The 22,784-nt window shown below is 61.6% G+C and carries 20 protein-coding genes; 2 read left to right on the top strand and 18 right to left on the bottom strand.

What is annotated here, in order from left to right:
- Positions 1-8: 8 nt before the first annotated feature.
- Both GGQ66_RS12205 and GGQ66_RS12210 read right to left on the bottom strand, forming a co-directional pair.
- Positions 9-2,225 (bottom strand): primosomal protein N', encoded by a 2,217-nt coding sequence (locus GGQ66_RS12205; RefSeq protein WP_183792867.1) that lies wholly within the window; start codon positions 2,223-2,225, stop codon positions 9-11.
- Positions 2,226-2,273: 48 nt separating this feature from the next.
- Positions 2,274-3,410 (bottom strand): AAA family ATPase, encoded by a 1,137-nt coding sequence (locus tag GGQ66_RS12210; RefSeq protein ID WP_183792869.1) that lies wholly within the window; start codon positions 3,408-3,410, stop codon positions 2,274-2,276.
- 86 nt (positions 3,411-3,496) lie between these two features.
- On the opposite strand from GGQ66_RS12210, the gene GGQ66_RS12215 reads away from it, so the two are divergent.
- Positions 3,497-4,432 carry a tyrosine recombinase XerC gene (locus GGQ66_RS12215; protein ID WP_183792871.1) on the top strand — a complete coding sequence of 312 codons (936 nt, stop codon included), beginning with the start codon at positions 3,497-3,499 and terminating at the stop codon, positions 4,430-4,432.
- A gap of 86 nt (positions 4,433-4,518) precedes the next feature.
- Complete coding sequence (locus GGQ66_RS12220; protein WP_183792873.1) at positions 4,519-5,601, top strand: TraB/GumN family protein; 1,083 nt, start codon at positions 4,519-4,521, stop codon at positions 5,599-5,601.
- Here the strand turns inward: GGQ66_RS12220 and GGQ66_RS12225 are convergent.
- The 16 genes from GGQ66_RS12225 to sdhC form a co-directional block, all read right to left on the bottom strand.
- Positions 5,594-6,070, bottom strand: coding sequence for a DUF2867 domain-containing protein (locus GGQ66_RS12225; protein WP_183792876.1), 477 nt, complete (start codon positions 6,068-6,070; stop codon positions 5,594-5,596). The two genes, GGQ66_RS12220 and GGQ66_RS12225, sit on opposite strands and share 8 nt — an antisense overlap.
- Before the next feature lie 84 nt (positions 6,071-6,154).
- The gene (locus tag GGQ66_RS12230) at positions 6,155-6,667 is read right to left on the bottom strand and encodes a cytochrome b (protein WP_183792878.1); all 513 of its coding nucleotides are present in this window, start codon (positions 6,665-6,667) and stop codon (positions 6,155-6,157) included.
- A 103-nt stretch (positions 6,668-6,770) separates the two neighbouring features.
- Positions 6,771-8,177 carry a dihydrolipoyl dehydrogenase gene (gene lpdA / locus GGQ66_RS12235; protein ID WP_183792880.1) on the bottom strand — a complete coding sequence of 469 codons (1,407 nt, stop codon included), beginning with the start codon at positions 8,175-8,177 and terminating at the stop codon, positions 6,771-6,773.
- A gap of 48 nt (positions 8,178-8,225) precedes the next feature.
- Positions 8,226-8,858, bottom strand: coding sequence for a LysE family transporter (locus GGQ66_RS12240; RefSeq protein WP_183792882.1), 633 nt, complete (start codon positions 8,856-8,858; stop codon positions 8,226-8,228).
- Between the two features lie 12 nt (positions 8,859-8,870).
- Positions 8,871-9,284, bottom strand: coding sequence for an MAPEG family protein (locus tag GGQ66_RS12245; protein ID WP_183792884.1), 414 nt, complete (start codon positions 9,282-9,284; stop codon positions 8,871-8,873).
- Positions 9,285-9,296: 12 nt separating this feature from the next.
- A complete protein-coding gene (odhB, locus tag GGQ66_RS12250; protein WP_183792886.1) occupies positions 9,297-10,517 on the bottom strand; it encodes a 2-oxoglutarate dehydrogenase complex dihydrolipoyllysine-residue succinyltransferase in 1,221 nt (406 codons plus the stop codon).
- 59 nt (positions 10,518-10,576) lie between these two features.
- Entirely contained in the window at positions 10,577-13,561 is a 2,985-nt protein-coding gene (locus GGQ66_RS12255; RefSeq protein WP_183792888.1) for a 2-oxoglutarate dehydrogenase E1 component, read from the bottom strand.
- A 179-nt stretch (positions 13,562-13,740) separates the two neighbouring features.
- Positions 13,741-14,649, bottom strand: coding sequence for a succinate--CoA ligase subunit alpha (gene sucD, locus GGQ66_RS12260; RefSeq protein ID WP_183792890.1), 909 nt, complete (start codon positions 14,647-14,649; stop codon positions 13,741-13,743).
- A 4-nt stretch (positions 14,650-14,653) separates the two neighbouring features.
- Positions 14,654-15,850: an ADP-forming succinate--CoA ligase subunit beta gene (gene sucC, locus GGQ66_RS12265; RefSeq protein WP_183792892.1), complete on the bottom strand. Its 1,197-nt coding sequence runs from the start codon at positions 15,848-15,850 to the stop codon at positions 14,654-14,656.
- 33 nt (positions 15,851-15,883) lie between these two features.
- Complete coding sequence (gene mdh, locus GGQ66_RS12270) at positions 15,884-16,846, bottom strand: malate dehydrogenase (RefSeq protein WP_183792894.1); 963 nt, start codon at positions 16,844-16,846, stop codon at positions 15,884-15,886.
- 173 nt (positions 16,847-17,019) lie between these two features.
- Complete coding sequence (zapE, locus tag GGQ66_RS12275) at positions 17,020-18,177, bottom strand: cell division protein ZapE (RefSeq protein ID WP_183792896.1); 1,158 nt, start codon at positions 18,175-18,177, stop codon at positions 17,020-17,022.
- A 145-nt stretch (positions 18,178-18,322) separates the two neighbouring features.
- Positions 18,323-18,862, bottom strand: coding sequence for a protease inhibitor Inh/omp19 family protein (locus GGQ66_RS12280; protein ID WP_183792898.1), 540 nt, complete (start codon positions 18,860-18,862; stop codon positions 18,323-18,325).
- Positions 18,863-19,131: 269 nt separating this feature from the next.
- Positions 19,132-19,911 carry a succinate dehydrogenase iron-sulfur subunit gene (locus tag GGQ66_RS12285; protein WP_183792900.1) on the bottom strand — a complete coding sequence of 260 codons (780 nt, stop codon included), beginning with the start codon at positions 19,909-19,911 and terminating at the stop codon, positions 19,132-19,134.
- A 17-nt stretch (positions 19,912-19,928) separates the two neighbouring features.
- The gene (gene sdhA / locus GGQ66_RS12290) at positions 19,929-21,770 is read right to left on the bottom strand and encodes a succinate dehydrogenase flavoprotein subunit (protein WP_183792902.1); all 1,842 of its coding nucleotides are present in this window, start codon (positions 21,768-21,770) and stop codon (positions 19,929-19,931) included.
- 6 nt (positions 21,771-21,776) lie between these two features.
- Entirely contained in the window at positions 21,777-22,160 is a 384-nt protein-coding gene (sdhD, locus tag GGQ66_RS12295; protein ID WP_183792904.1) for a succinate dehydrogenase, hydrophobic membrane anchor protein, read from the bottom strand.
- 11 nt (positions 22,161-22,171) lie between these two features.
- Positions 22,172-22,564: a succinate dehydrogenase, cytochrome b556 subunit gene (sdhC, locus tag GGQ66_RS12300; protein ID WP_183792906.1), complete on the bottom strand. Its 393-nt coding sequence runs from the start codon at positions 22,562-22,564 to the stop codon at positions 22,172-22,174.
- Between the last annotated feature and the right edge of the window lie 220 nt (positions 22,565-22,784).

Here is a 22,784-nt window from a genome sequence, read left to right on the forward strand (position 1 = left end):
CATGCAGATCACAAAAAGCTCTGCGGATCGATATCGACCTGCACATGCACCGAACCGCGCACCTTCGGCCCGTTCACGAGCATGGCACGCAAAAAGCCCTGCATATCGCTCGTTCTCTGCCCGTGAACCAGAAGCCGGAAGCGATGCCGCCCCCTGACCAAAGCCAGCGGCGCCTCCGCTGGCCCAAGGACCGCAACGCCGGAAACGGCAGGGGCGGCGGCGCGAAGCCCGCGCGCATGGGTTTCCGCATCGGCCCGGCTATCGGCGGAAACGATAAGCGAAGCCAGCCGGCCGAAGGGCGGCAGCAGCGCCCGCTCCCGCTCCATGATCTCGCGATCATAGAAGGCATCCCGGTCGCCGGAGGCAATCGCCTGCATCACCGGATGCGCCGGTTGATAGGTCTGGATCAGGCCATGGCTCTTGAGGCCGGAACGTCCTGCACGGCCTGTCACCTGCGCCAGAAGCTGGAACGTGCGTTCGGCGGCGCGCGGATCGCCATTCGCAAGGCCGAGATCGGCATCGACAATGCCCACCAGCGACATCAGCGGAAAGTTATGACCCTTGGCGACAAGCTGCGTTCCGACGACGATATCGGCCTCACCCTTGGCAATGGCTTCAAGCTCCAGCCGAAGCCTGCGGACCCCGCCAGCCATATCCGAGGACAGGACGATGGTGCGCGCCTCCGGAAAGTGTCGCTCCACCTCCTCCGCGATGCGCTCCACCCCCGGCCCGCAGGCGGCGAGATGATCGAGCGTGCCGCATTCCGGGCAGGCGTGCGGCGTCGGTTCCGAATAGCCGCACTGATGGCACTGGATCTGCCCCTTGAACCGGTGCTCGACCAACCAGCTTGAGCATTGCGGGCATTGGAAGCGATGGCCGCACACCCGGCAGAGCGTCAGCGGCGCATAACCGCGACGATTGAGGAAGAGAAGCGATTGCTCGCCCTTCTCCAGCGTCTTCTTCATGCCGCGCAAAAGCACGGGTGAGAGAAAGCCGCCACGTTCGGGCGGATGCCGGCGCATGTCGATGAGATGCAGGTCCGGCAACGCTGCATCACCGAAACGTGTTGGCATGTGAATGAGATTGTAGCGACCGGAGCGGGCGTTTACCTGACTTTCGACCGAGGGCGTGGCGGAAACCAGCGCCACCGGGAAGCCGCCGATACGCCCGCGCACCACGGCCATATCGCGGGCATTATAGAAGACGCGATCTTCCTGCTTGTAGGCGGGGTCGTGTTCTTCATCGACCACGATAAGGCCGAGTTCCTCGAACGGCAGGAAGAGGGCCGAGCGCGCACCAGCCACGACGCGGATTTCGCCGGTCGTCACTTGCCGCCAGACCTTCTCGCGCATCTTCGGCGAAAGATCGGAATGCCATTCGGCGGGCTTCGCGCCGAAGCGATCCTGAAACCGTTCGAGGAAGCTCGCCGTCAGCGCGATTTCCGGCAGGAGGATGAGCACCTGCTTGCCGTTCTTCAACGCCTCTGCAATCGCCTCGAAATAGACCTCCGTCTTGCCGGAACCGGTCACGCCGTCGATGAGCGTCACGGAAAACCCGTCGCGCACGGCCTCCCGCAACTCCTCGGCAGCATCCACCTGAAGCCCGTCGAGACGGCCCTCGCTGAAATCGGGATCAGGCCTTGCCACCACCGGTGGCGGCGCCATGAAGACGGTTTCCAGTGCCCCGCTCTTCAGCAACCCGTCGACCACGCTTGTCGAGACACCGGCGGCGTGCGCCAGACCGCTTTTCGTCCAGGCAAAGCCTTCGGACGCCAGTTCCATCACCCGGTGTCGCGCCGGCGTCAACCGTTCCGGCTGCCCCTGCCCGATCTGCACGCCCTCGACCATGGGCTCTGGATCAAAGGCAGTGGGTGCGCGAAGCGCCATGCGGGCGACAAGCCCGGGTGGCGACAGCGTGTAGGCCGCCACCCAGTCGATGAAAGACCGCATCTCCTTCGTCAGCGGCGGGCAATCGAACACCTTGGTCATCGGGCGCAGCTTCTTCGGATCCACCCCGTCGGAGACGCCGTCCCACACCACGCCGATCACCTGCCGGGGACCGAGCGGCACCTGCACCACCGAACCCGGCTCCACTGCCATTCCTGCCGGTACACCATAGCTGTAAGGCCCCGGTGCCGGCATGGGTACCAGAACCGGCACGGAGCGGCCGGGCTTCGGCGCTTCCGGCAAATCGCCGAACAGGGAGGAAAGCGAATCTTGCGTCATTGCCGCGACATTGCCTCCCCCCGCCGAAAATGGAAACAGGAAAGCGTCTTATTCATCATCGCCGTCAGGCATCATGCCCGTCAGCCGCATCCCTTCGATCCATGTTGCGCCATCCTTGCGAATGACCCGCAGCGGCCGCAACCCGCAGCGTAGGCGCACCGCCTCGGCCAGCCGTTCGGAATGGGTCACGATCCAGACCTGGCTCTTGCCCGCAGCCCTCGCGATCAGATCGGCCAGCGGTTCCAGCATGTCGGGATGCAGGCTCGCTTCCGGCTCGTTGAGCGCAATCAGTGGCGGCGCACGATAGGACAGCAGCGCCCCCGCCAGCGCCAGAAACCGCAACTGCCCGTCGGAAAGCTCGCGCGCGGTGAACACCCGCTTTTCGAATTCCGGCAGGGCAAGACCAAAAGAAGCCTCGGTTTCCGGCTCGGGAATGACGAGCCGCGCACCACCCAGCGCGTCCGCCACCGCCCGATCAAGATCGACTGTATCGCCGCGGGTCACGGAAAGCGTCGCGAACACGGCGGCGAGGTTGGCGCCGTCCTCATCGAGCAACGGAGACGTCACCGCAAGGCAGGGATGCCGCAGCGGCGAACCGGCATCGGTGCGGAACCCGTGGAAAAAGCGCCATTGCTCCACGAAGCGGCAGAAAGTGGAAATTTCCGGGGCAACGCCACCATGCGCCAGCAAGGCAATCGCCGTTTCCGAGGCCATCAGGCTCTCATCGAGCGATCTCATTCGCCCGCGTTCGTCACGCAGCACAATGCCGGGTCCGTCCCGTTTCATCAAAACGACCGGACCACGCCCCGTATCGACCGAGAACTGTTCTGCCTTGACCTGAGGTTCGAAGATGAAGCCGGCGGCCAGCGGCGGGCGCAACCCAGCCTCGATGACATAGGAAAAGGTCAGGCCGCGTTCGGCGTCCTCAACTTCAACGCTGAAGGCAACCCGCGCCCGTTCATGATTGCGGCGCGGCCCCGCCCACAGCGCCTGCATCATGCCGCCCTCCGCGGCAATCTCCCCGGCAAACGTGCCACGCACGGCCGCCTGCACCAGTTGCAGCGCGCGGTAGAGATTGGATTTGCCGACGCCATTGGCACCAATGAACAGGTTAACGCCGCCAAGCTCCATGCGGATGGCTCTCAACGAGCGGTACTGGCGAGCGGTGAGCGCGGCAAGTCGCATGGGAAAACTCCGGCTTTCAAACCCGTTCGTTAGCAATTTCCTAACGCCCGGTCGAGCACAGTGGCGCAAAAGCCGGTATAGAAGCCATGACCGAAATCCTCATTATCGCTGCTCCCGATCTGATTGCCGAACGGCAGGCCTGGCTGGCAAGCCTTGCCGGCGAACGCCGTCTGGCCAGCCTGACGCTGGAAGCCTATGAGCGCGACACGCGGCAATTCCTGCAATTCCTGACGGGCCATCTCGGTGGTCCGGCCCGTATCGAAGACATTCACACGCTGAAACCCGCCGATTTCCGAGGCTTTCTGGCCGCCCGCCGCCGCGAGGGCGATGGTGCCCGTTCGCTCGGCCGACATCTCGCCGGCATCCGCTCCTTCCTGCGCTTTCTGGAAAAGAAGGGGCTGGTCAATGCCGCCGGGGTTGGTGCGGTCCGCTCGCCGAAGCAACCGAAATCCCTGCCGAAGCCACTTTTGCCAGACCAGGCGCTGGAGGTCATCGCAACCGGCGGCGATCTTCAGGAGGAAGCCTGGATCGGTGCCCGCGACGCGGCTGTTCTGGCGCTTCTCTATGGCTGCGGCCTGCGCATTTCCGAAGCGCTGGGCCTGACCCCGAACGATCTGCCCGATGGCACGACCGCATTGCGCATCACCGGCAAGGGCGACAAGACACGGCTTGTGCCGTTGCTCGCCGTCGTTCTGGAAGCCGTGAAGCAGTATCAGGCGCTCTGCCCGTTTCCGCTGGCCGCCGATCAGCCGCTGTTTCGCGGAGCACGCGGCGGGCCGCTGCAACCGGCCATCATCCAGCGGCAGATGCAGAAGCTGCGCGGCGCGCTCGGCCTGCCGGAGACCGCGACACCGCACGCGCTGCGTCACTCCTTCGCCACGCACCTCCTGTCCGGTGGCGGTGATCTGCGCACCATTCAGGAACTGCTCGGCCATGCCAGCCTGTCGACCACGCAGGTCTATACCGGCGTCGATTCCGCCCGCCTGCTCGATATCTACGACCGCGCCCACCCGCGTGCATGAAACCGTTAACCACATCCGTTAAACCGATCCGAGATTTCCTCGGTTAACATGCGGCGTAATCAAAAACGCCGAACCGGAAAGCCATGATGCGCTTCAAATCCGAATCCACCGCCCTTGTCCTCGCGGATCACGTTTCCCGCCCGCTCCTGCATGCGTTGGCTCTCTTTCCGCTCCTGCTGCTGGCCCTGCTTGTGGCCGCGCTCGCGACGATTTCACCGGCCCGTGCCGAAGGCGGCAATGCCTGTAACGGCAAGAGCATACTGCCGGGCATGCAGGCCAATGATCCCGCGCTTTACGCCAAGCTGCTGGCTGATACCGCCAAGGTGCCGAATGGCGACGCCATTTTGTGGAAGGTCGAAAAGCCGGGCATCGCCCCCTCCTGGCTGCTTGGCACCATGCATGTCACAGACCCGCGTGTGACGGCTCTGCCGGAAGCGGCACGCGCGCCCTATGAGAGCGCCTCAACCGTCGTCATCGAAACGACCGATGTGCTGGACGAGAAGAAAACGGCCGCTGCGATGATGGGTCGCGCCGATCTCACCATGCTGGCCGACGGCAAGACCATTCAGGACCTTCTCGGCAAGGAAGAAGCCGACAAGCTGGAGGCCGGGCTCAAGGGTCGCGGCATTCCGCTGATTGCGGTGGCGCGCATGCAACCCTGGCTGATTTCGAGCTTCGTCGCACTGCCCGCCTGCGAAACGGCCCGCAAGCAATCCGGCCAGATCTTCCTCGACAAGAAGCTGGCGCTTGACGCTCAGGCATCGGGCCGTGAGGTGCTGGGGCTGGAAACCATGGTGGAACAACTTTCGGCCATGGCCGATCTGCCGGTCGACTTCCACCTCAAGGGCCTCATCGAAACGCTGGCGCTTGGCGACAGGATGGAAGACATATTCGAGACGATGACCGAACTTTACCTTCAGGGGAAGCCGGGTGAAATCATGCCGATGCTGAAGGCCGCAACACCCGCCACCACCGGCGAGGGTGATGGTTATGCCGCCTTCGAGGACCGCCTGATCCGCGATCGCAACCACGTCATGGCCGATCGTGGTGCGCCGATCCTCGATAAGGGCAACGTGTTCCTGGCCGTTGGTGCCCTGCACCTGCCGGGCGAAGAAGGCGTCGTCGCTCTTCTCCAGCAAAAGGGCTTTACGCTGACGCCGGTCAGGTAATCGTCGATCCGAACGCAGCCAGTTTGCCCAACATCGTGCGTACGATCAGCCGATGGAAGGGCGTCACCGCGAGAATGTAAAGCCGGCCGGCGAGATTGTGCCGATCGACCAGCGTCGTCACACTCGCCTGCTGCCCACCATCCACCGCGCTGACATCGAGCACGATGCGAAAATCGAGGTGCCGGTCGTCAAAACCGAGAACGATCTGGCCGGGGCCTTCCGACACAACCGGAAAGCCACCGGTTGCTCCCGTCAGGGTTCCCGCACCTTTCAGGCCAAAGACGCCGACGATCGTGTTGCGCAGTTCCATCAATCTGCGTATCCACCGCGGGGGACGGGCAAACAGAACCTCCGCGACCTGAGACGCGGTCATGGCCTGCCCGCAGAAAGTGGTCGTCCAGCGATCGGCCCAGTTCGCCCTAGGTAGCGCGGCGTGCGGCAGGGAAACGGTTGCGGCATTTATCTTCATCTTGCGAAAGCCCGATTGACACTTCGCAATTTCCTCACATGCCGCAACCCGACAGGCAATTGCGCATAAACGCGCAGCAGGGTTTCAGACGCCGCGTGTCATCCGGGCCAGAACATCCGTCTTCCAGATGAACTGGTGAACCAGCGCTCCCGCCACATGCAGCGCGATCAGCAGGATCATCAGGCCCTTCAGCGGCCCGACATGCGGATCATGGGCAAAGCTGAGACCGAGATACTTGAACGCGATGCCGGAAAGCGGCATGGCGAACAGCACGACATAAAGCCCGATATGGGTGATCTTGGCGAGAAGCTTGAGCACCGGGGGTTCGTTCGCCGGTTCAGCCGGCACGCCCTGGGTGAACCGGAGCCACAGACGACAGATCACCAGCGCGAGAAGAACGAAACCGGTAATGAAATGCGACTGGATCAGAAACGCCGAAAAACCATCCAGCGCGGCGCCGGCCTTGCGCGCTTCCTTGGCCGCATCGAAACCACTGGCGGCAATGAACTGCCAGGCGATCAGAAGGACGGTTGCCCAATGCACGGCGCGCTGGGCAATGGAAAAATTCACCGGGGAAGCCGGAGAGGAAGCTGCCATGATCTTGTCCTTTGTCAAAACATTGTAAAACAATATAAAAATTAAAAGACCGCGCCCTGACTGGCAAGGCGCGGTCCCGAACATGACAAAGATTTAATACGGCTTACATATGCAGCGGCTTGAAGAAGGTCGCCAGTGCGGCTTCCTTCACGGCTTCCGACATGGTCGGGTGTGCATGGCAGGTGCGGGCCAGATCTTCCGAAGAACCGCCGAATTCCATCAGCACGGCGGCTTCGTGGATCATTTCACCGGCACCGAAACCGAGGATATGCACGCCGAGAACGCGGTCCGTATCCTTATCGGCCAGAACCTTGACCAGACCGTCCGTCACTTCCATGGCGCGGGCACGGCCATTGGCGGTGAACGGGAACTTGCCGACCTTGTAGGCAACGCCTGCGGCCTTCAGTTCTTCTTCCGTCTTGCCGACGGAAGCGACTTCCGGCTGGGTGTAGACGACGCCCGGAATGACGTCATAGTTCACATGGCCGTGCTGGCCGGCGAGGATTTCGGCCAGCGCAACGCCTTCGTCTTCAGCCTTGTGGGCGAGCATCGGACCCTTGACGACGTCGCCAATGGCGAAGATGCCGGGCACGTTGGTCTTGTAGTGACCATCGATCTCTACGCGACCACGATTGTCGAGCGCAACACCCACGGCCTCAAGGCCGAGGCCTTCGGTGTAGGGCTTGCGGCCGGTGGAAACGAGAACGATATCGGCGTCGAGCGTCTGGGCTTCGCCACCGGCAACCGGCTCGAACGTAACCTTGGCGCCGGAAGCGGTCTTTTCAACCCCCGTAACCTTGGCAGACAGGTTGAACTCGATACCCTGCTTGGTAAGGAGCTTCTGGGCCTGCTTGGAAATCTCGCCGTCCATGCCGCCGAGGATCTTGTCGAGATATTCGATGACCGTGACCTTGGCACCGAGGCGCGACCAGACCGAGCCAAGCTCGAGGCCGATGACGCCGCCGCCAACCACGATCATCTTTTCCGGAACCTTCTTCAGCGCGATCGCGCCGGTGGACGAGACGATGGTTTCCTCATCGATCGTGACAGCAACGCCCGGAATGCCGGCAACGTCCGAACCCGTGGCGATGACGATATTCTTGGCTTCGAGGATCTGCTCCTCGCCCTTGTCGTTGACAACGGCGACCTTGCCAGCGGAAACGATCTTGCCGAGGCCGGTGAAGCCATCGATCTTGTTCTTCTTGAAGAGGAAGGCGACGCCATCGACATTCGACTTCACCACGCCGTCCTTATGGCCCATCAGCTTGGCGATATTGAGCGTCGGCTTGCCGACCTCGACACCGAGCGAATCGAGGCCATGATTGACGTGGGCAAAGGTTTCGGATGCGTGCAGCAACGCCTTGGAGGGGATGCAGCCGACGTTAAGGCAGGTGCCGCCATAGGTAGCGCGCTTTTCGATCACAGCAACCTTCAGGCCGAGCTGGGCTGCCTTGATTGCGCAGACATAGCCGCCGGGGCCAGAACCGATGATAACGACATCATAAGCCATTTTTCTTTTCCTATTCCTTGAGAGCCGCTGAGCGGCGTTTGTTCATGTTCAGTTGGCGCGCTGGACGGCCAGTTTCAGGCCAAGCGCGATGAAAACCAGACCGCTCGTGCGATCGATCCACTGTCCGGCGCGCTCGAAGGCAGCACGCATCTTCGGCGTGGTGAGAAAGAAGCTGACGCCGACGAACCATGCGATCAGACAGGAGGCCATCACCAGCCCGTAGCCGAATTTCACCGCCGTCGGCGTTTCGACCGAAACGACCGTCGAGAAGATCGACAGGAAGAAGAACACCGGCTTCGGATTGAGGGCATTGGCCGCAAAGCCAAGACCGAAGGCCTTGAGCGCCGACTGTGCCTTGTCCGCCGGGCCTTCCGCCACGGCGAGCGACATCTTGCCGGCCCGGAGCGATTGAACGCCGATATAGAGCAGATAAGCAACACCCAGCCACTTCACGATGTTGAAGAGCAGGATCGACTTGGAAATGATGAGGCCAAGGCCAAGGATCGTGTAGGTGACATGGAACATCAGCGATGTTCCGACCCCGAACGATGTGAAGATCGCCGCACGCCGGCCATGAACCAGAGACTGGCGCATCACCATGGCGAGGTCTGCGCCGGGCGACACGATGGCGAAGGAGAAGATCGCCATCAGGGCTGCAAGTTCCATGAGGTAATTGGACATCAGCTTCGATCCTCAGAAGACGACGACAACGAACATCGTGAGCAATCCGGCCAGCGACAGCATCCAGACGACGGACCGGACCGCGGGAATGCCGGAAAGGTAGAGCGGCAGATAGACCACACGCGCGGCAAACCACAGCAGCGCGCCCTTCATGCCCCAGCCGGAGGGATCCCCGGCCAGCGCAAGGGCAAGGCACAAGGCCAGAAAGCCGGGATAGGTCTCGCGGAAATTATTGCTCGCCCGTTCGGCTCGCCCGGCCAGAATGCCGGTCGGCTTTCGTCCGCCGTCGCGCGGCCCGGCATTCCACTTGGCGCCGAGTTCGCGTGTAGCGGTAAAGCCTTGCGTCATGATGTGGACGATGAGCAGGACGACGCTCCACGCGGCGAGCGTGGCAAAGCCGGATGCTGTCGCGGGGAGCGTGTCCATACCATCCAATCCTTAGAGGTCGAGAACCAGACGTTCCGGGTCTTCAAGGCTTTCCTTGACGCGCACGAGGAACGTCACGGCTTCCTTGCCGTCCACGATACGGTGGTCGTAGGACAGGGCGAGATACATCATCGGACGGATGACGATCTGACCACCGACGACGACCGGGCGATCCTGGATCTTGTGCATGCCGAGAATACCGGACTGCGGCGCATTCAGGATCGGCGAGGACATCAGCGAGCCATAGACCCCACCATTGGTGATGGTGAAGGTGCCACCCTGCATGTCGGCCATGGACAGCGAACCGTCGCGAGCGGCCTTGGCGAGGCGTGCCAGTTCCTTCTCGATTTCGGCAATCGACATCTGGTCGGCATCACGGATGACCGGAACGACAAGACCCTTGTCGGTGCCGACGGCCATACCGACATGGCAGAAGTTCTTGTAGACAAGGTCCGTGCCGTCGATTTCAGCGTTGACCGCCGGCAGTTCCTTGAGTGCATGCGTCACGGCCTTCGTGAAGAAGCCCATGAAGCCGAGCTTTACGCCATGCTTCTTTTCGAAGAGGTCCTTGTACTTGGCGCGCAGGTCCATGACCGGCTTCATGTCCACCTCGTTATAGGTGGTGAGCATGGCGGCCGTGTTCTGGGCGTCCTTGAGGCGCTTGGCGATCGTCTGGCGCAGGCGCGTCATCTTCACGCGCTCTTCGCGGGAAGCGTCGTCGGCAGCAACAGGAGCGCGGACCGTGGCAGCGGGAGCCGGAGCGGCGGCGGCGACCGGGCCCTTGGCGATGGCGGCGAGAACGTCGCCCTTCAGCACCTGGCCGCGCTTGCCGGAACCATCGACATCAGCGGTGGAGAGGCCGGCATCGGCAGCGACCTTGGCAGCCGCCGGCGACGGCGGGACGGCAGCGGCAGCCGGAGCGGCAGCAGCGACCGGAGCCGGAGCGGCGGGGGCAGGAGCCGCGGCAGCAGCCGGAGCGGCGACAACACCAGCGCCGCCTTCGGCGATCTGGCCGAGAAGGGCAGCGAGGCCGACGGTTTCGCCGGCAGCGGCAACGATTTCAGTGAGAACGCCGGAGGCCGGAGCCGGCACTTCGACGGTCACCTTGTCGGTTTCGAGTTCGACGATCGGTTCATCAGCCTTGACGACATCGCCAACCTTCTTGAACCAGGTGCCGACGGTAGCTTCGCTGACGGATTCGCCCAACGTGGGGACGCGGATTTCGGTAGCCATGATTTAATTCCGTTTCATCAGATCGTGTTTCGGTCGTGGGGTCGCAGTCCGGGGGGCGATCAGCCCCCCAGAGCGTCCTCGAGGAAGGCGGCGAGCTGCGCCAGATGCTTGGACATGAGGCCGGTTGCCGGCGAGGCGGCGGCCGGACGGCCCGTGTAACGGACCTTCTGGTACTTGGCATCGATATGCGCCAGCACCCATTCCAGGTACGGATCGATGAACGACCACGCACCCATGTTCTTCGGCTCTTCCTGGCACCAGACCATCTCCGCATTGCGGAAACGCGACAGGATGTTGATCAGAGCCTTGGCCGGGAACGGGTAGAGCTGTTCGACGCGCAGCAGGTAGACATCGTCGATACCGCGCTTTTCACGCTCTTCCAGCAGGTCGTAATAGACCTTGCCCGTGCACATCACGACGCGACGGATCTTCGCATCCTTGACGAGCTTGATCGGGCCGTCCTTCTGGAATTCGGCATCATCCCACAGCAGGCGGTGGAAGTTGCTCTCGCCGGCGAGGTCGGCAAGGCTGGACACCGCACGCTTGTGACGCAGGAGGGACTTCGGCGTCATCAGGATCAGCGGCTTGCGGAAGTCGCGACGAACCTGGCGGCGCAGGATGTGGAAGTAGTTGGCCGGCGTCGTGCAGTTGGCAACCTGCATGTTGTCTTCGGCGCAGAGCTGGAGGAAGCGCTCCAGACGGGCCGAGGAGTGTTCCGGACCCTGACCTTCATAGCCGTGCGGCAGAAGGCAGACGAGACCGGACATGCGCAGCCACTTGCGTTCGCCAGACGAGATGAACTGGTCGAACACGACCTGTGCGCCGTTGGCGAAGTCGCCGAACTGGGCTTCCCACATGGTCAGCGCGTTCGGGCGGGCCAGCGAGTAGCCGTATTCGAAACCGAGCACGGCTTCTTCCGAGAGCATCGAGTTGATGACCTCGTACTTGGCCTGGCCGACGGCAAGGTTGGACAGCGGCACGTAGCGGGCTTCGGAGTTCTGATCGTAGAGCACCGAATGGCGCTGCGAGAAGGTGCCACGCTCGCAATCCTGACCGGACAGACGAACCTTGTGGCCTTCGGTGACCAGCGTGCCGAACGCAAGGGCTTCCGCCATCGCCCAGTCGAGGCCTTCGCCGGTCTCGATCATCTGTGCGCGGCCGTCCATGAAGCGACGGATCGTCTTGTGTGCTTCGAAGCCTTCCGGAATTTCGGACAGCTTGCGGCCGATTTCCTTCAGCGTCTTCATCGGCACGGCGGTCTTGCCACGACGGCTTTCATCCGACGTGTCAGCAGCGCGCAGGCCGGACCATTCGCCGTCCAGCCAGTCGGCCTTGTTCGGCTTGTAGGCCTGGCCGGCTTCGAACTCGGCTTCGAGATGGTTGCGCCACTCGGCCTTCATCGCATCGAAATCAGCCTGCGTAATGACGCCTTCGGCGATCAGGCGCTCGGAATAGATGGTCGAAACCGTCTTGTGCGCGCGGATGACCTTGTACATCTTCGGCTGCGTGAAGCTCGGCTCATCACCTTCGTTGTGACCGAAGCGACGGTAGCAGAACATGTCGACCACGACCGGCTTATGGAACTTCATGCGGAATTCGGTCGCGACCTTGGCCGCGAACACGACCGCTTCCGGATCGTCGCCGTTGACGTGGAAGATCGGCGCCTCGATCATCTTGGCGACGTCGGACGGATAGGGCGACGAACGCGAATAGGCCGGGTTCGTGGTGAAGCCGATCTGGTTGTTGATGATGAAGTGCATCGTACCGGCAACGCGGTGGCCGCGCAGACCGGAAAGGCCGAGAATTTCGGCAACGACGCCCTGGCCGGCAAAGGCCGCATCGCCATGCAACAGCAGCGGCAGAACCTTGGAGCGTTCCTTGAGCGTGACGATATCGCCATCCCAGTTCTTGGCGCGCAGGTCCTGCTTGGCGCGGGCCTTGCCCATCACCACCGGGTTGACGATTTCAAGGTGCGACGGGTTGGCGACGAGCGAAAGGTGCACGTCATTGCCATCGAACGTACGGTCGGATGAAGCGCCGAGGTGGTACTTCACGTCGCCCGAACCTTCGACTTCGTCGGGCTTGAACGAACCACCCTTGAACTCGTGGAACACGGCGCGGTGCGGCTTTCCCATCACGTTCGTCAGAACGTTGAGACGACCGCGGTGCGCCATGCCGAGGATGATCTCTTCGAGACCTTCCTGACCGCCACGCTTGATGATCTGTTCAAGCGCCGGGATGAGCGATTCACCGCCATCGAGACCGAAGCGCTTGGTGCCCTTGAACTTTACGTCGAGGAACTGTTCGTAGCCTTCGGCTTCGATCAGCTTGGCAAGAATGGCCTTCTTGCCTTCCTTGGTGAAGGCGACGCCCTTGTCCGGACCTTCGATGCGTTCCTGAATCCAGGACTTTTCTTCCGGGTTGGAGATGTGCATGAACTCGACGCCGAGCGTCGAACAATAGGTGCGCTTCAGAATGTCGAGCATCTGCGGGATCGTCGCGTATTCGAGACCCAGCACGTTGTCGATGAAGATCTTGCGGCCATAATCGGCTTCGGTGAAGCCGTAGGCAGCCGGCGAAAGCTCGTTGAAGTCTTCCACCGGCGCGGCAATGCCCAGCGGGTCGAGCTGCGCGTGCAGATGGCCACGCATGCGGTAGGCGCGGATCATCATGATGGCGCGAACGCTGTCGCGGGTCGCCTGCAGCACTTCGGCGTCCGAAATGCCCTTGCCGGTTTCCTCGGCCTTGGCCTTCACCTTCTTCTCGACAGCCTTTTCGACCGTGGCCCAGTTGCCATCGAGTGCCGAAACGAGATCGCCGCTTTCGGCGAGCGGCCAGTTGCCCCGGCGCCAGGAGGCGCCCTTGGCGGCCTTCTTGACATCCTCGGGATTGTCCTCAAGCGCCTTGAAGAAGGTCTGCCACTCGGGGTTCACCGAAGACGGATCTTCCTGATAGCGCGCATAAAGCTGTTCGATGTAGACAGCGTTGGCACCATCGAGGAAGGACGTTAATTGAAATTGTTCGTTGGTTTCTTGCCTTGCCATGATGAATCGCTGGCGTGACCGCCGGCCTCCTGATTCTTGAGCCGGGTCCCGTGCGACCGGCTTTCCGCATTTCGCTGCCGGTCCCCTGAGAGGAACGGCGCCTGCATGTTTTTATTCCCGCATGCGTGCAAGGCAGGCCCCGCCGGAGCCTGCCCTCTTCTTCATATTGTCTTGCGGCCTCAGCACTTGAGGACTTCGACCAGCGTCTTGCCAAGACGCGCCGGCGACGGCGACACACGAATGCCTGCCGACTCCATCGCCGCAATCTTGTCTTCGGCCCCACCCTTGCCGCCGGAAATGACGGCGCCGGCATGGCCCATGGTGCGGCCCGGAGGCGCCGTACGGCCGGCAATGAAGCCGACCATCGGCTTCTTGCGACCGCGCTTGGCCTCGTCCTTGAGGAACTGAGCCGCGTCTTCTTCGGCCGAACCACCGATTTCACCGATCATGATGATCGATTCCGTCTGGTCGTCGGCCAGGAACATTTCAAGCACGTCGATGAACTCCGTGCCCTTGACCGGGTCACCGCCGATGCCGACAGCTGTCGTCTGGCCGAGGCCTTCCTGCGAAGTCTGGAACACGGCCTCATAGGTAAGCGTGCCCGAGCGCGACAGGACGCCGACGGAACCCTTCTTGAAGATGTTGCCCGGCATGATGCCGATCTTGCATTCGCCCGGCGTCAGAAGGCCCGGGCAGTTCGGGCCGATCAGCCGCGAGGCCGACTTCTCGAGCCGGGCCTTGACCTTCACCATATCGGCGACCGGAATCCCTTCCGTGATGCAGACGATGAGCGGAACCTCGGCATCGATGGCCTCGACGATCGCGGCAGCCGCAAATTTCGGCGGCACATAGATCACCGAAGCATCGGCACCGGTCTTTTCGCGGGCTGCGGCCACGGTGTCGAAAATCGGCAACTCCATGCCGCTGTCGACGATACCCGCATCCCACTTCGTGCCGCCCTTGCCGGGCGTCACGCCGCCAACCATGTTGGTGCCATAAAGAATGGCCTGCTGCGTGTGGAAGGTGCCGTTCTTGCCGGTAATGCCCTGGCAAATGACCTTCGTGTCTTTATTGATCAGGATCGACATCGTCTCAGCTTCCCTTCACGGCGGCAACGATCTTCTGGGCGGCATCATCGAGGTTGTCGGCCGGAATGACGTTCAGGCCGCTTTCGCTGATGATTTTCTTGCCCAACTCGACGTTGGTACCTTCAAGGCGCACGACGAGCGGAACCTTGAGCCCCACTTCCGTAACGGCTGCAAGCACGCCTTCGGCAATGACATCGCACTTCATGATGCCGCCGAAGATGTTGACGAGAATACCCTTCACGGCCGGATCGGCGGTGATGATCTTGAAGGCCGCAGTGACCTTTTCCTTGGACGCGCCGCCACCGACATCGAGGAAGTTGGCGGGTTCCGCACCATAGAGCTTGATGATGTCCATCGTTGCCATGGCAAGGCCTGCGCCGTTGACCATGCAACCGATATTACCGTCGAGCGCGACATAGGCGAGATCGTACTTCGACGCCTCGATTTCCTTGTCGTCTTCTTCGGTGAGATCGCGCAGTTCGAGCAGTTCCGGATGACGGAACATGGCGTTGCCGTCGATCGAGAGCTTTGCGTCGAGAACGCGGATGTTGCCGTCCGTCAGCACGACGAGCGGATTGATTTCGAGCAGGCTCATGTCCTTCTCGATAAAGGCCTTGTAGAGCAGCGGGAACAGCATGGACGCCTGCCCGCGGGCAACGCCTTCGAGTTCCAGCGCATCGGAAAGCCGTGCGGAATCTTCAGCCGTCACGCCCGCATCCGGGTCGATCGCGACGGTGACGATCTTTTCAGGCGTTTCTTCAGCGACCGTTTCAATGTCCATGCCGCCTTCGGTCGAAACGACGAAGGCGACACGGCCGACGGAACGGTCCACCAGGATGGAAAGGTACAATTCACGAGCGATGCTGGCACCGTCCTCGATGTAAAGACGGTTGACCTGCTTACCGGCAGGGCCGGTCTGCTTGGTCACGAGCGTGTTGCCGAGCATTTCCTTCGCATTGGTGACGACCTCCTCAATGGTCTTCACAACGCGCACACCGCCCTTCGCATCAGGCGCAAGTTCCTTGAACTTGCCCTTGCCGCGACCGCCGGCGTGAATCTGACTCTTCACCACGTAAACGGGGCCCGGAAGCTGCTTTGCGGCAGCCTCCGCTTCCTCAGCCTTGAAGATGGCCACACCCGCCGCGACGGGTGCGCCATAGCTCTTCAACAAGGCCTTGGCCTGATACTCATGAATGTTCACGAACCACTCCTCCTTGGTTGTTACTGACCCGACTTACTTGAGCGACGGCTGAATGGCCGCGCAGGCGTCACAAAGACCCTTCACGGCATCAACCGACTTCGCAAAGCCGGCATTATCCTGCTCATCGAGGGTGATTTCCACGATGCGCTCGACGCCTTCCGAGCCGATCACGACCGGAACGCCGACATACATGTCCTTCACGCCATACTGGCCATCCAGGTAAGCGGCGCACGGCAGAACGCGCTTCTTGTCCTTCAGGTAGGACTCAGCCATTTCGATTGCCGAAGCAGCCGGAGCATAGAAGGCCGAACCGGTCTTCAGCAGGCCGACGATTTCGGCGCCGCCGTTACGGGTGCGGTCGATGATCTGGTCGAGCTTCTCCTGCGTCGTCCAGCCCATCTTGACGAGGTCGGGAAGCGGGATACCGGCAACCGTCGAGTAACGGGCGAGCGGGACCATGGTGTCGCCGTGGCCACCGAGCACGAAGGCGGTGACGTCCTGGACGGACACGTTGAATTCTTCAGCAAGGAAGAGGCGGAAACGGGCGCTGTCGAGAACGCCGGCCATGCCGACAACCTTGTTGGCCGGGAGGCCAGAGAACTTCTGGAGAGCCCAGACCATGGCGTCGAGCGGATTGGTGATGCAGATCACGAACGCGTTCGGAGCGTACTTGGCGATACCGGCGCCAACCTGCTCCATGACCTTGAGGTTGATGCCCAGAAGGTCATCACGGCTCATGCCCGGCTTGCGCGGCACGCCGGCGGTGACGATGCAGACATCGGCGCCTTCGATGGCGGCGTAATCGGAGGAGCCCGTGAACTTGGCGTTGAAGCCATCGACCGGCGACGACTGCGCGATATCGAGGCCCTTGCCCTGCGGCACGCCGTCGTTGATGTCGAACAGGACGACGTCGCCCAGTTCCTTCAGACCGGCCAGATGCGCCAGCGTGCCGCCGATCATACCCGAGCCAATGAGTGCAATTTTATTACGCGCCATCGAAGCGTCTCCTCTCGAAAGAACCCGAAAACGGGTTTGATGCCAAGCATTCTCGGCATCGGGCTTAAACTCAACTGCAAAAAATATCAACCGATTCTTTCGGATGAAGCAAATACAACAACTTAATGTCATAATTTCTTACGTAAACGTAAGAAATTTCTCGCGATGGGGGATTAGTTTCCGCGTTTTGTGCGGTGCAGCTCGAGATAATCCGCACTCCGCATCTCAAAAAGGCGGGAAACGGTTCTGTCGAACTCGAAACCTTCCGTACCGCGTCGTTCGGCCAGAAGGTCTTCCGGCATTGCCTCGGCAGAAGCAAAGAGCCGGACCTGATTGTCGTAAAGCGTATCGATCAGAATGATGAAGCGCTTCGTCTCGTTCCGCTTTTCCGGCGACATGCGCGGAATACCATCCAGAAACACCGTGTCGAAACGATGCGCGATGGCGAGATAGTCGGAAGCGCCGAGCGGCACCTCGCACAGCGATGCGAAGGTGAAGCGTCCGGCCTGGCCACAGGCGAGCGGCACGTCGATATGTCGGCCCTTCATCTGGATCTGGGTCGGCTCGGCATCCTCACCGCCGGTCACACGGCTCCAGGCCGCGTCCATGGCCGCGTCGGCCTTCGGCCCGAGCGGCGCAATGTAGACCGGCAGGCTGTCGAGCTTCTCCATGCGGTAGTCCGTCGGTGAATCGAGGCTCGTCACCTCGACATTCTGCTTGAGCAACCCGATAAACGGCAGAAAGAGGCCACGATTGAGGCCGTTGTGATAAAGATCGTCCGGAATGACATTGGACGTTGCCACCAGAACGCAGCCATGTGCGAACAGCTCCGTGAACAACCGGGACAGGATCATCGCATCGGCGATGTCCGTAACGGTAAATTCATCGAAACACAGAAGTTCCGCTTCTGCGCGGATGGACGCCGCTACAGGCGGCACGGGGTCGGCCTGACGTGTCTCCCCCGCCTTGAATTTCTGCCGGTGTGCATGGATGCGCGCATGCACATCCGCCATGAACTCATGGAAATGGGCCCGCCGCTTCGCCTCGACCGGCGCCAGCTTGAAGAACATGTCCATCAGCATCGTCTTGCCGCGACCGACGCTGCCATAGACGTAAAGGCCCTGAATGGGCTCCGCTTTCCGACCTTTGCCGAACAGCCAGCCGAGCGCGCCCCGCTTGGGAGAAGGCTGACGCACACCAAGATCGCCGAGAATACGATCGAGATGGGCGGCGACGGCAAATTGTGCATCGTCCGCCTGAAGGCTGCCGGATTCCGTCAGTGCCCGAAGTTGCTCACTGACGCCGAACGGCGCATCCTGTCTCGATAGCATCGTGAATGATCCGACCCGAAAGACCGCAGAAGCGGCTCCGTTTTATCTTTTGCACGTCTCGCCCGATTGGGCGATCGACACGCCAAACTGTCATTTCGCAACCGTGTGATGGCAGCGTGCCGAACACCCCGCCATCCCGCCGGCATCAACGGCTCAGGCTGACCGTCTGTCCGTCGCTGGTCGAGCCTTCGTAACGATTGTCCGCAGTCTTGTAGAGCGTGCCGATGACATTGCCATTACGATCCTTGAGACTGACCTGACGGCCAGAAACCTCCCAGGAGCCCATCGTGCTGAGGGTGCCCGAGCAACCGCGCGTTCCGCCGCGCGAGCCGCTGCCAAGATTGGTCAGCGTCAGGAACATGTCGCAGTTCGAACCACCGTTCGAAACGCGCCAGCTCCCGACCATTCCTTCCTTCTTCACGTCCTGCGCAGTGGCCGGCGGAGCGGCGGAAGCAGCCCCCGGCGTCAGCGAGGCCGTCTGCGGTGCATTCGGGAACTGGCCGGGCTGCGGCGGCATTTGCGGCGAAGCCGGCGGCGGCAGGGCGCCCGACTGGACACCGCCCACCGGCTGGGCCTGAAGCGGGGCAAGGGAGGAGGACGAACCGCCAAAACCGTCTGTCGTGCGCTGACATCCAGCAAGAGAAAGACCGATTGCGGCGATTGTCGCAACATATCTCAACTGCATTCTCGAACTCCCGTTGACCCTGTCATCTCGAATACGCCCGGAGGCGCATCGAACCGCCTTGAGGACAATACAGCCCTTACCCGCGAAACATGGCGGAATTATCCTAATAAATAGCGGGCGATCAAGGTCGCCTTGCCGGCGATTGTCGCATTTCGGAACGAAAGACGTAATTCCATGACCATCCGCTGCGATTGCATTGCATCAAAAAGCCGCCGGTCTTGCAACCGGCGGCTCCCTGTTCCTTGAAAATGTCGCTCGGACAATCGCGATCAGACGCGGCGCTCGACCATCATCTTCTTGATTTCGGCAATCGCCTTGGCCGGGTTCAGACCCTTCGGGCAGGCCTGCGCACAGTTCATGATCGTGTGGCAGCGGTACAGACGGAAGGGGTCTTCCAGATTGTCCAGACGCTCGCCCTTGGCTTCGTCACGGCTGTCGATCAGCCAGCGATAGGCCTGAAGCAGAACGGCCGGGCCGAGGTAACGATCCCCGTTCCACCAGTAGCTCGGGCAGGAGGTCGAACAGCAGGCGCAGAGAATGCACTCGTACAGACCATCGAGCTTGAGACGATCTTCGTGGCTCTGCTTCCATTCCTTCGCCGGCGGCGGGGAAACGGTCTTGAGCCAGGGTTCGATCGAACGGTGCTGCGCGTAGAACTGCGTCAGGTCCGGAATGAGGTCCTTCACAACCGGCATGTGCGGCAGCGGATAGACCTTCACCGTGCCGCTCACCTCGTCCATGCCCTTGGTGCAGGCCAGGGTGTTGGTGCCGTCGATGTTCATGGCGCAGGAACCGCAGATGCCTTCTCGGCAGGAACGGCGCAGCGTCAGCGTCGGGTCGATCTTGTTCTTGATGTAGAGCAGAGCGTCGAGCACCATCGGGCCGCAATCATCGAGATCGACGTAATAGGTGTCGATCCGCGGATTCTGGCCGTCGTCCGGGTTCCAGCGATAGATGCGGTATTCGCGCACATTCTTGGCGCCCGCCGGCTTCGGCCAGATCTTGCCTTCCTTGACTTGAGAATTCTTCGGGAGAGCGAGTTCAACCATATCGATATCTCCTCAAATCAATAGACGCGGGCCTTCGGCGCGATCTTCTTGAGATCGATACCGTCGGCGATGAGGTCGGTGTGAACCGGGCGATAGTCGAGCTTGACGTCACCGGCTTCGGAGACCCAGGCCAGCGTGTGCTTGCGCCAGTTCTCGTCGTCGCGGCCGCCAAGCGGACCGTCCTTGTAGTCCTCGCGGGCGTGAGCGCCGCGGCTTTCCTTGCGCGCTTCCGCACCGAATACCGTGGTGATGGCGTTCGGCATCAGGTTGTAGAGTTCCAGCGTTTCGACAAGGTCGGAGTTCCAGACCATCGAACGGTCCGTGACCTTGACGTCCGGCAGTTCCTTCCAGATGGCCGAAAGGCGGCGGCAGCCGCTTTCCAGCGCTTCCTGCGTGCGGAACACGGCGGCGTCTTCCTGCATGGCGCGCTGCATCTTGTCGCGCAGCACGGCAGTCGGCGTCGCGCCCTTGGCGTAACGCAGGCCATCGAAGCGAGCCATGATCTTGTCGCAGGCATCCGTGTTGAGCGCCGGGATCGGCTCGGACTTGTCGATGATCTGGCCGGCGCGGATGGCGGCGGCGCGACCGAAGACCACGAGGTCGATCAGCGAGTTGGAGCCGAGACGGTTGGCGCCGTGCACCGAGGCGCAGCCGGCTTCACCCACAGCCATCAGGCCGGGAGCGACACGTTCCGGGTTGGAGGCGTCGGCGTTCAGCACTTCGCCCCAGTAGTTAGTCGGAATGCCGCCCATGTTGTAGTGAACGGTCGGCAGAACCGGGATCGGCTCGCGGGTCACGTCGACACCTGCAAAGATCTTGGCGCTTTCCGAGATGCCCGGCAGGCGTTCGTGAAGAACGGCGGGATCGAGGTGGTCGAGGTGCAGGAAGATGTGATCCTTGTTCTTGCCGACGCCGCGGCCTTCACGGATTTCCATCGTCATGCAGCGCGAAACCACGTCACGCGAGGCAAGGTCCTTGGCAGACGGCGCATAGCGTTCCATGAAACGCTCGCCTTCGGAGTTGACGAGATAACCGCCTTCGCCGCGTGCGCCTTCGGTGATGAGACAGCCGGCGCCGTAGATGCCCGTCGGGTGGAACTGGACGAATTCCATGTCCTGCAGCGGCAGGCCGGCGCGCGAGATCATGCCGCCGCCGTCACCCGTGCAGGTGTGGGCGGAGGTTGCCGAGAAGTAGGCGCGACCGTAGCCGCCGGTGGCCAGAACGACCATCTTGGCGGAGAAACGGTGGATCGTGCCGTCTTCCAGGCACCAGGCCACGACGCCGGTGCAACGACCGTCATCGGACATGATCAGGTCGAGCGCGAAATACTCGATGAAGAATTCGGCATTGTTGCGCAGCGACTGGCCATAGAGCGTGTGCAGGATGGCGTGACCGGTACGGTCGGCGGCGGCGCAGGTGCGCTGCACCGGCGGGCCTTCGCCATAGTTCTGCATGTGACCGCCGAACGGGCGCTGGTAGATCTTGCCTTCCTCGTTACGCGAGAACGGCACGCCGTAATGTTCCAGCTCATAGACAGCCTTCGGGGCTTCCATGGCGAGATACTGCATGGCGTCGACGTCGCCGAGCCAGTCGGAACCCTTGACGGTGTCGTAAAGGTGCCACTGCCAGCAGTCGGGCGTCATGTTGGTAAGCGAAGCGGCAATACCGCCCTGCGCCGCAACAGTGTGCGAGCGGGTCGGGAAAACCTTGGTGATGCAGGCGGTCTTGAAGCCCTGCTCTGCCATGCCGAGCGTGGCGCGAAGACCAGCGCCGCCGGCGCCCACGACCACGACGTCATAGGAATGATCGACGTAGGTGTAGGCCTTGCCATTCTGGGCGGGTGAAACAACGGGTGCCATGATGGATTATCCTGCGAATGCGATCTTCAGAATGGCGAAGAGACAGAGACCCGCCACGAAAATCGAGAAAAACGTGTTCAGCATCAGAAGGACGACCTTGCGCCATTCAACGTGGATATAGTCCTCGATGATGACCTGCATGCCGAGCTTCATGTGAATGATGCCCGAGATCACGACGAGACCCATCGTAACGGCCACGAACGGGTTCGCAAGCGCCGCCACAACTTCCGCATGCGGAGCGCCGCCATACTTCAGCAGGAAGATGACGAAGAAGATGAGAAGCGGCACATTGGCAGCCGCCGTCACGCGCTGGCGCCAGAAATGCTCGGTGCCATCCTTGGCGGAGCCCAGTCCGCGAACCTTACCCAGAGGGGTACGCATATCGCTCATGTTGGATCTCCTCACCAGACAATGTAGCCGATGATCCAGATGAGGACCGTCAGACAGATCGAAGCGACAAAGGTGGCCTTGGCAAGCTTGGTGGAAAAGTGCTTTTCGAAACCATAGCCGGCATCCCACATGAAGTGGCGTAGGCCGCCGAGCATGTGGTGGACGAGTGCCCAAGTGTAGCCGAGCAGCACGATCTTGCCGATGAACGTGCCCATAGCCCACTGAACCCAGGCGTAATAGGCATCGCCCGACGCGGCGGCAACCAGCCACCAGACCACGAGCAACGTACCGAAATAAAGCGCGCCACCGGTGATGCGGTGCACAATCGACGAAATCATCGTCGGAATCGGTTTGTAAATTTGAAGATGCGGCGACAAAGGCCGATTATTTGTCACATTCGCCATCAGAACCTCGCGGCGTTAAAGTGCGCTTCGATTTTCGGGGCATCCCTCCCGGCGATACATCCCCGGTTTTACCATGTATCGCGTCAGTCCGGACCTTTAGAACAACAAAGGACGCCTCGACAAGCACTATGTTTTCGCCGTCAGGAATTTAATCGATTGGTTCGCCCAATGACCTAGGGTCGGGAGACCCGCCGGATTGGCGCAAAAACGAATCACCTGT

It is taken from the genome of Allorhizobium borbori, assembly GCF_014196535.1.
Taxonomy (GTDB): domain Bacteria; phylum Pseudomonadota; class Alphaproteobacteria; order Rhizobiales; family Rhizobiaceae; genus Ectorhizobium; species Ectorhizobium borbori.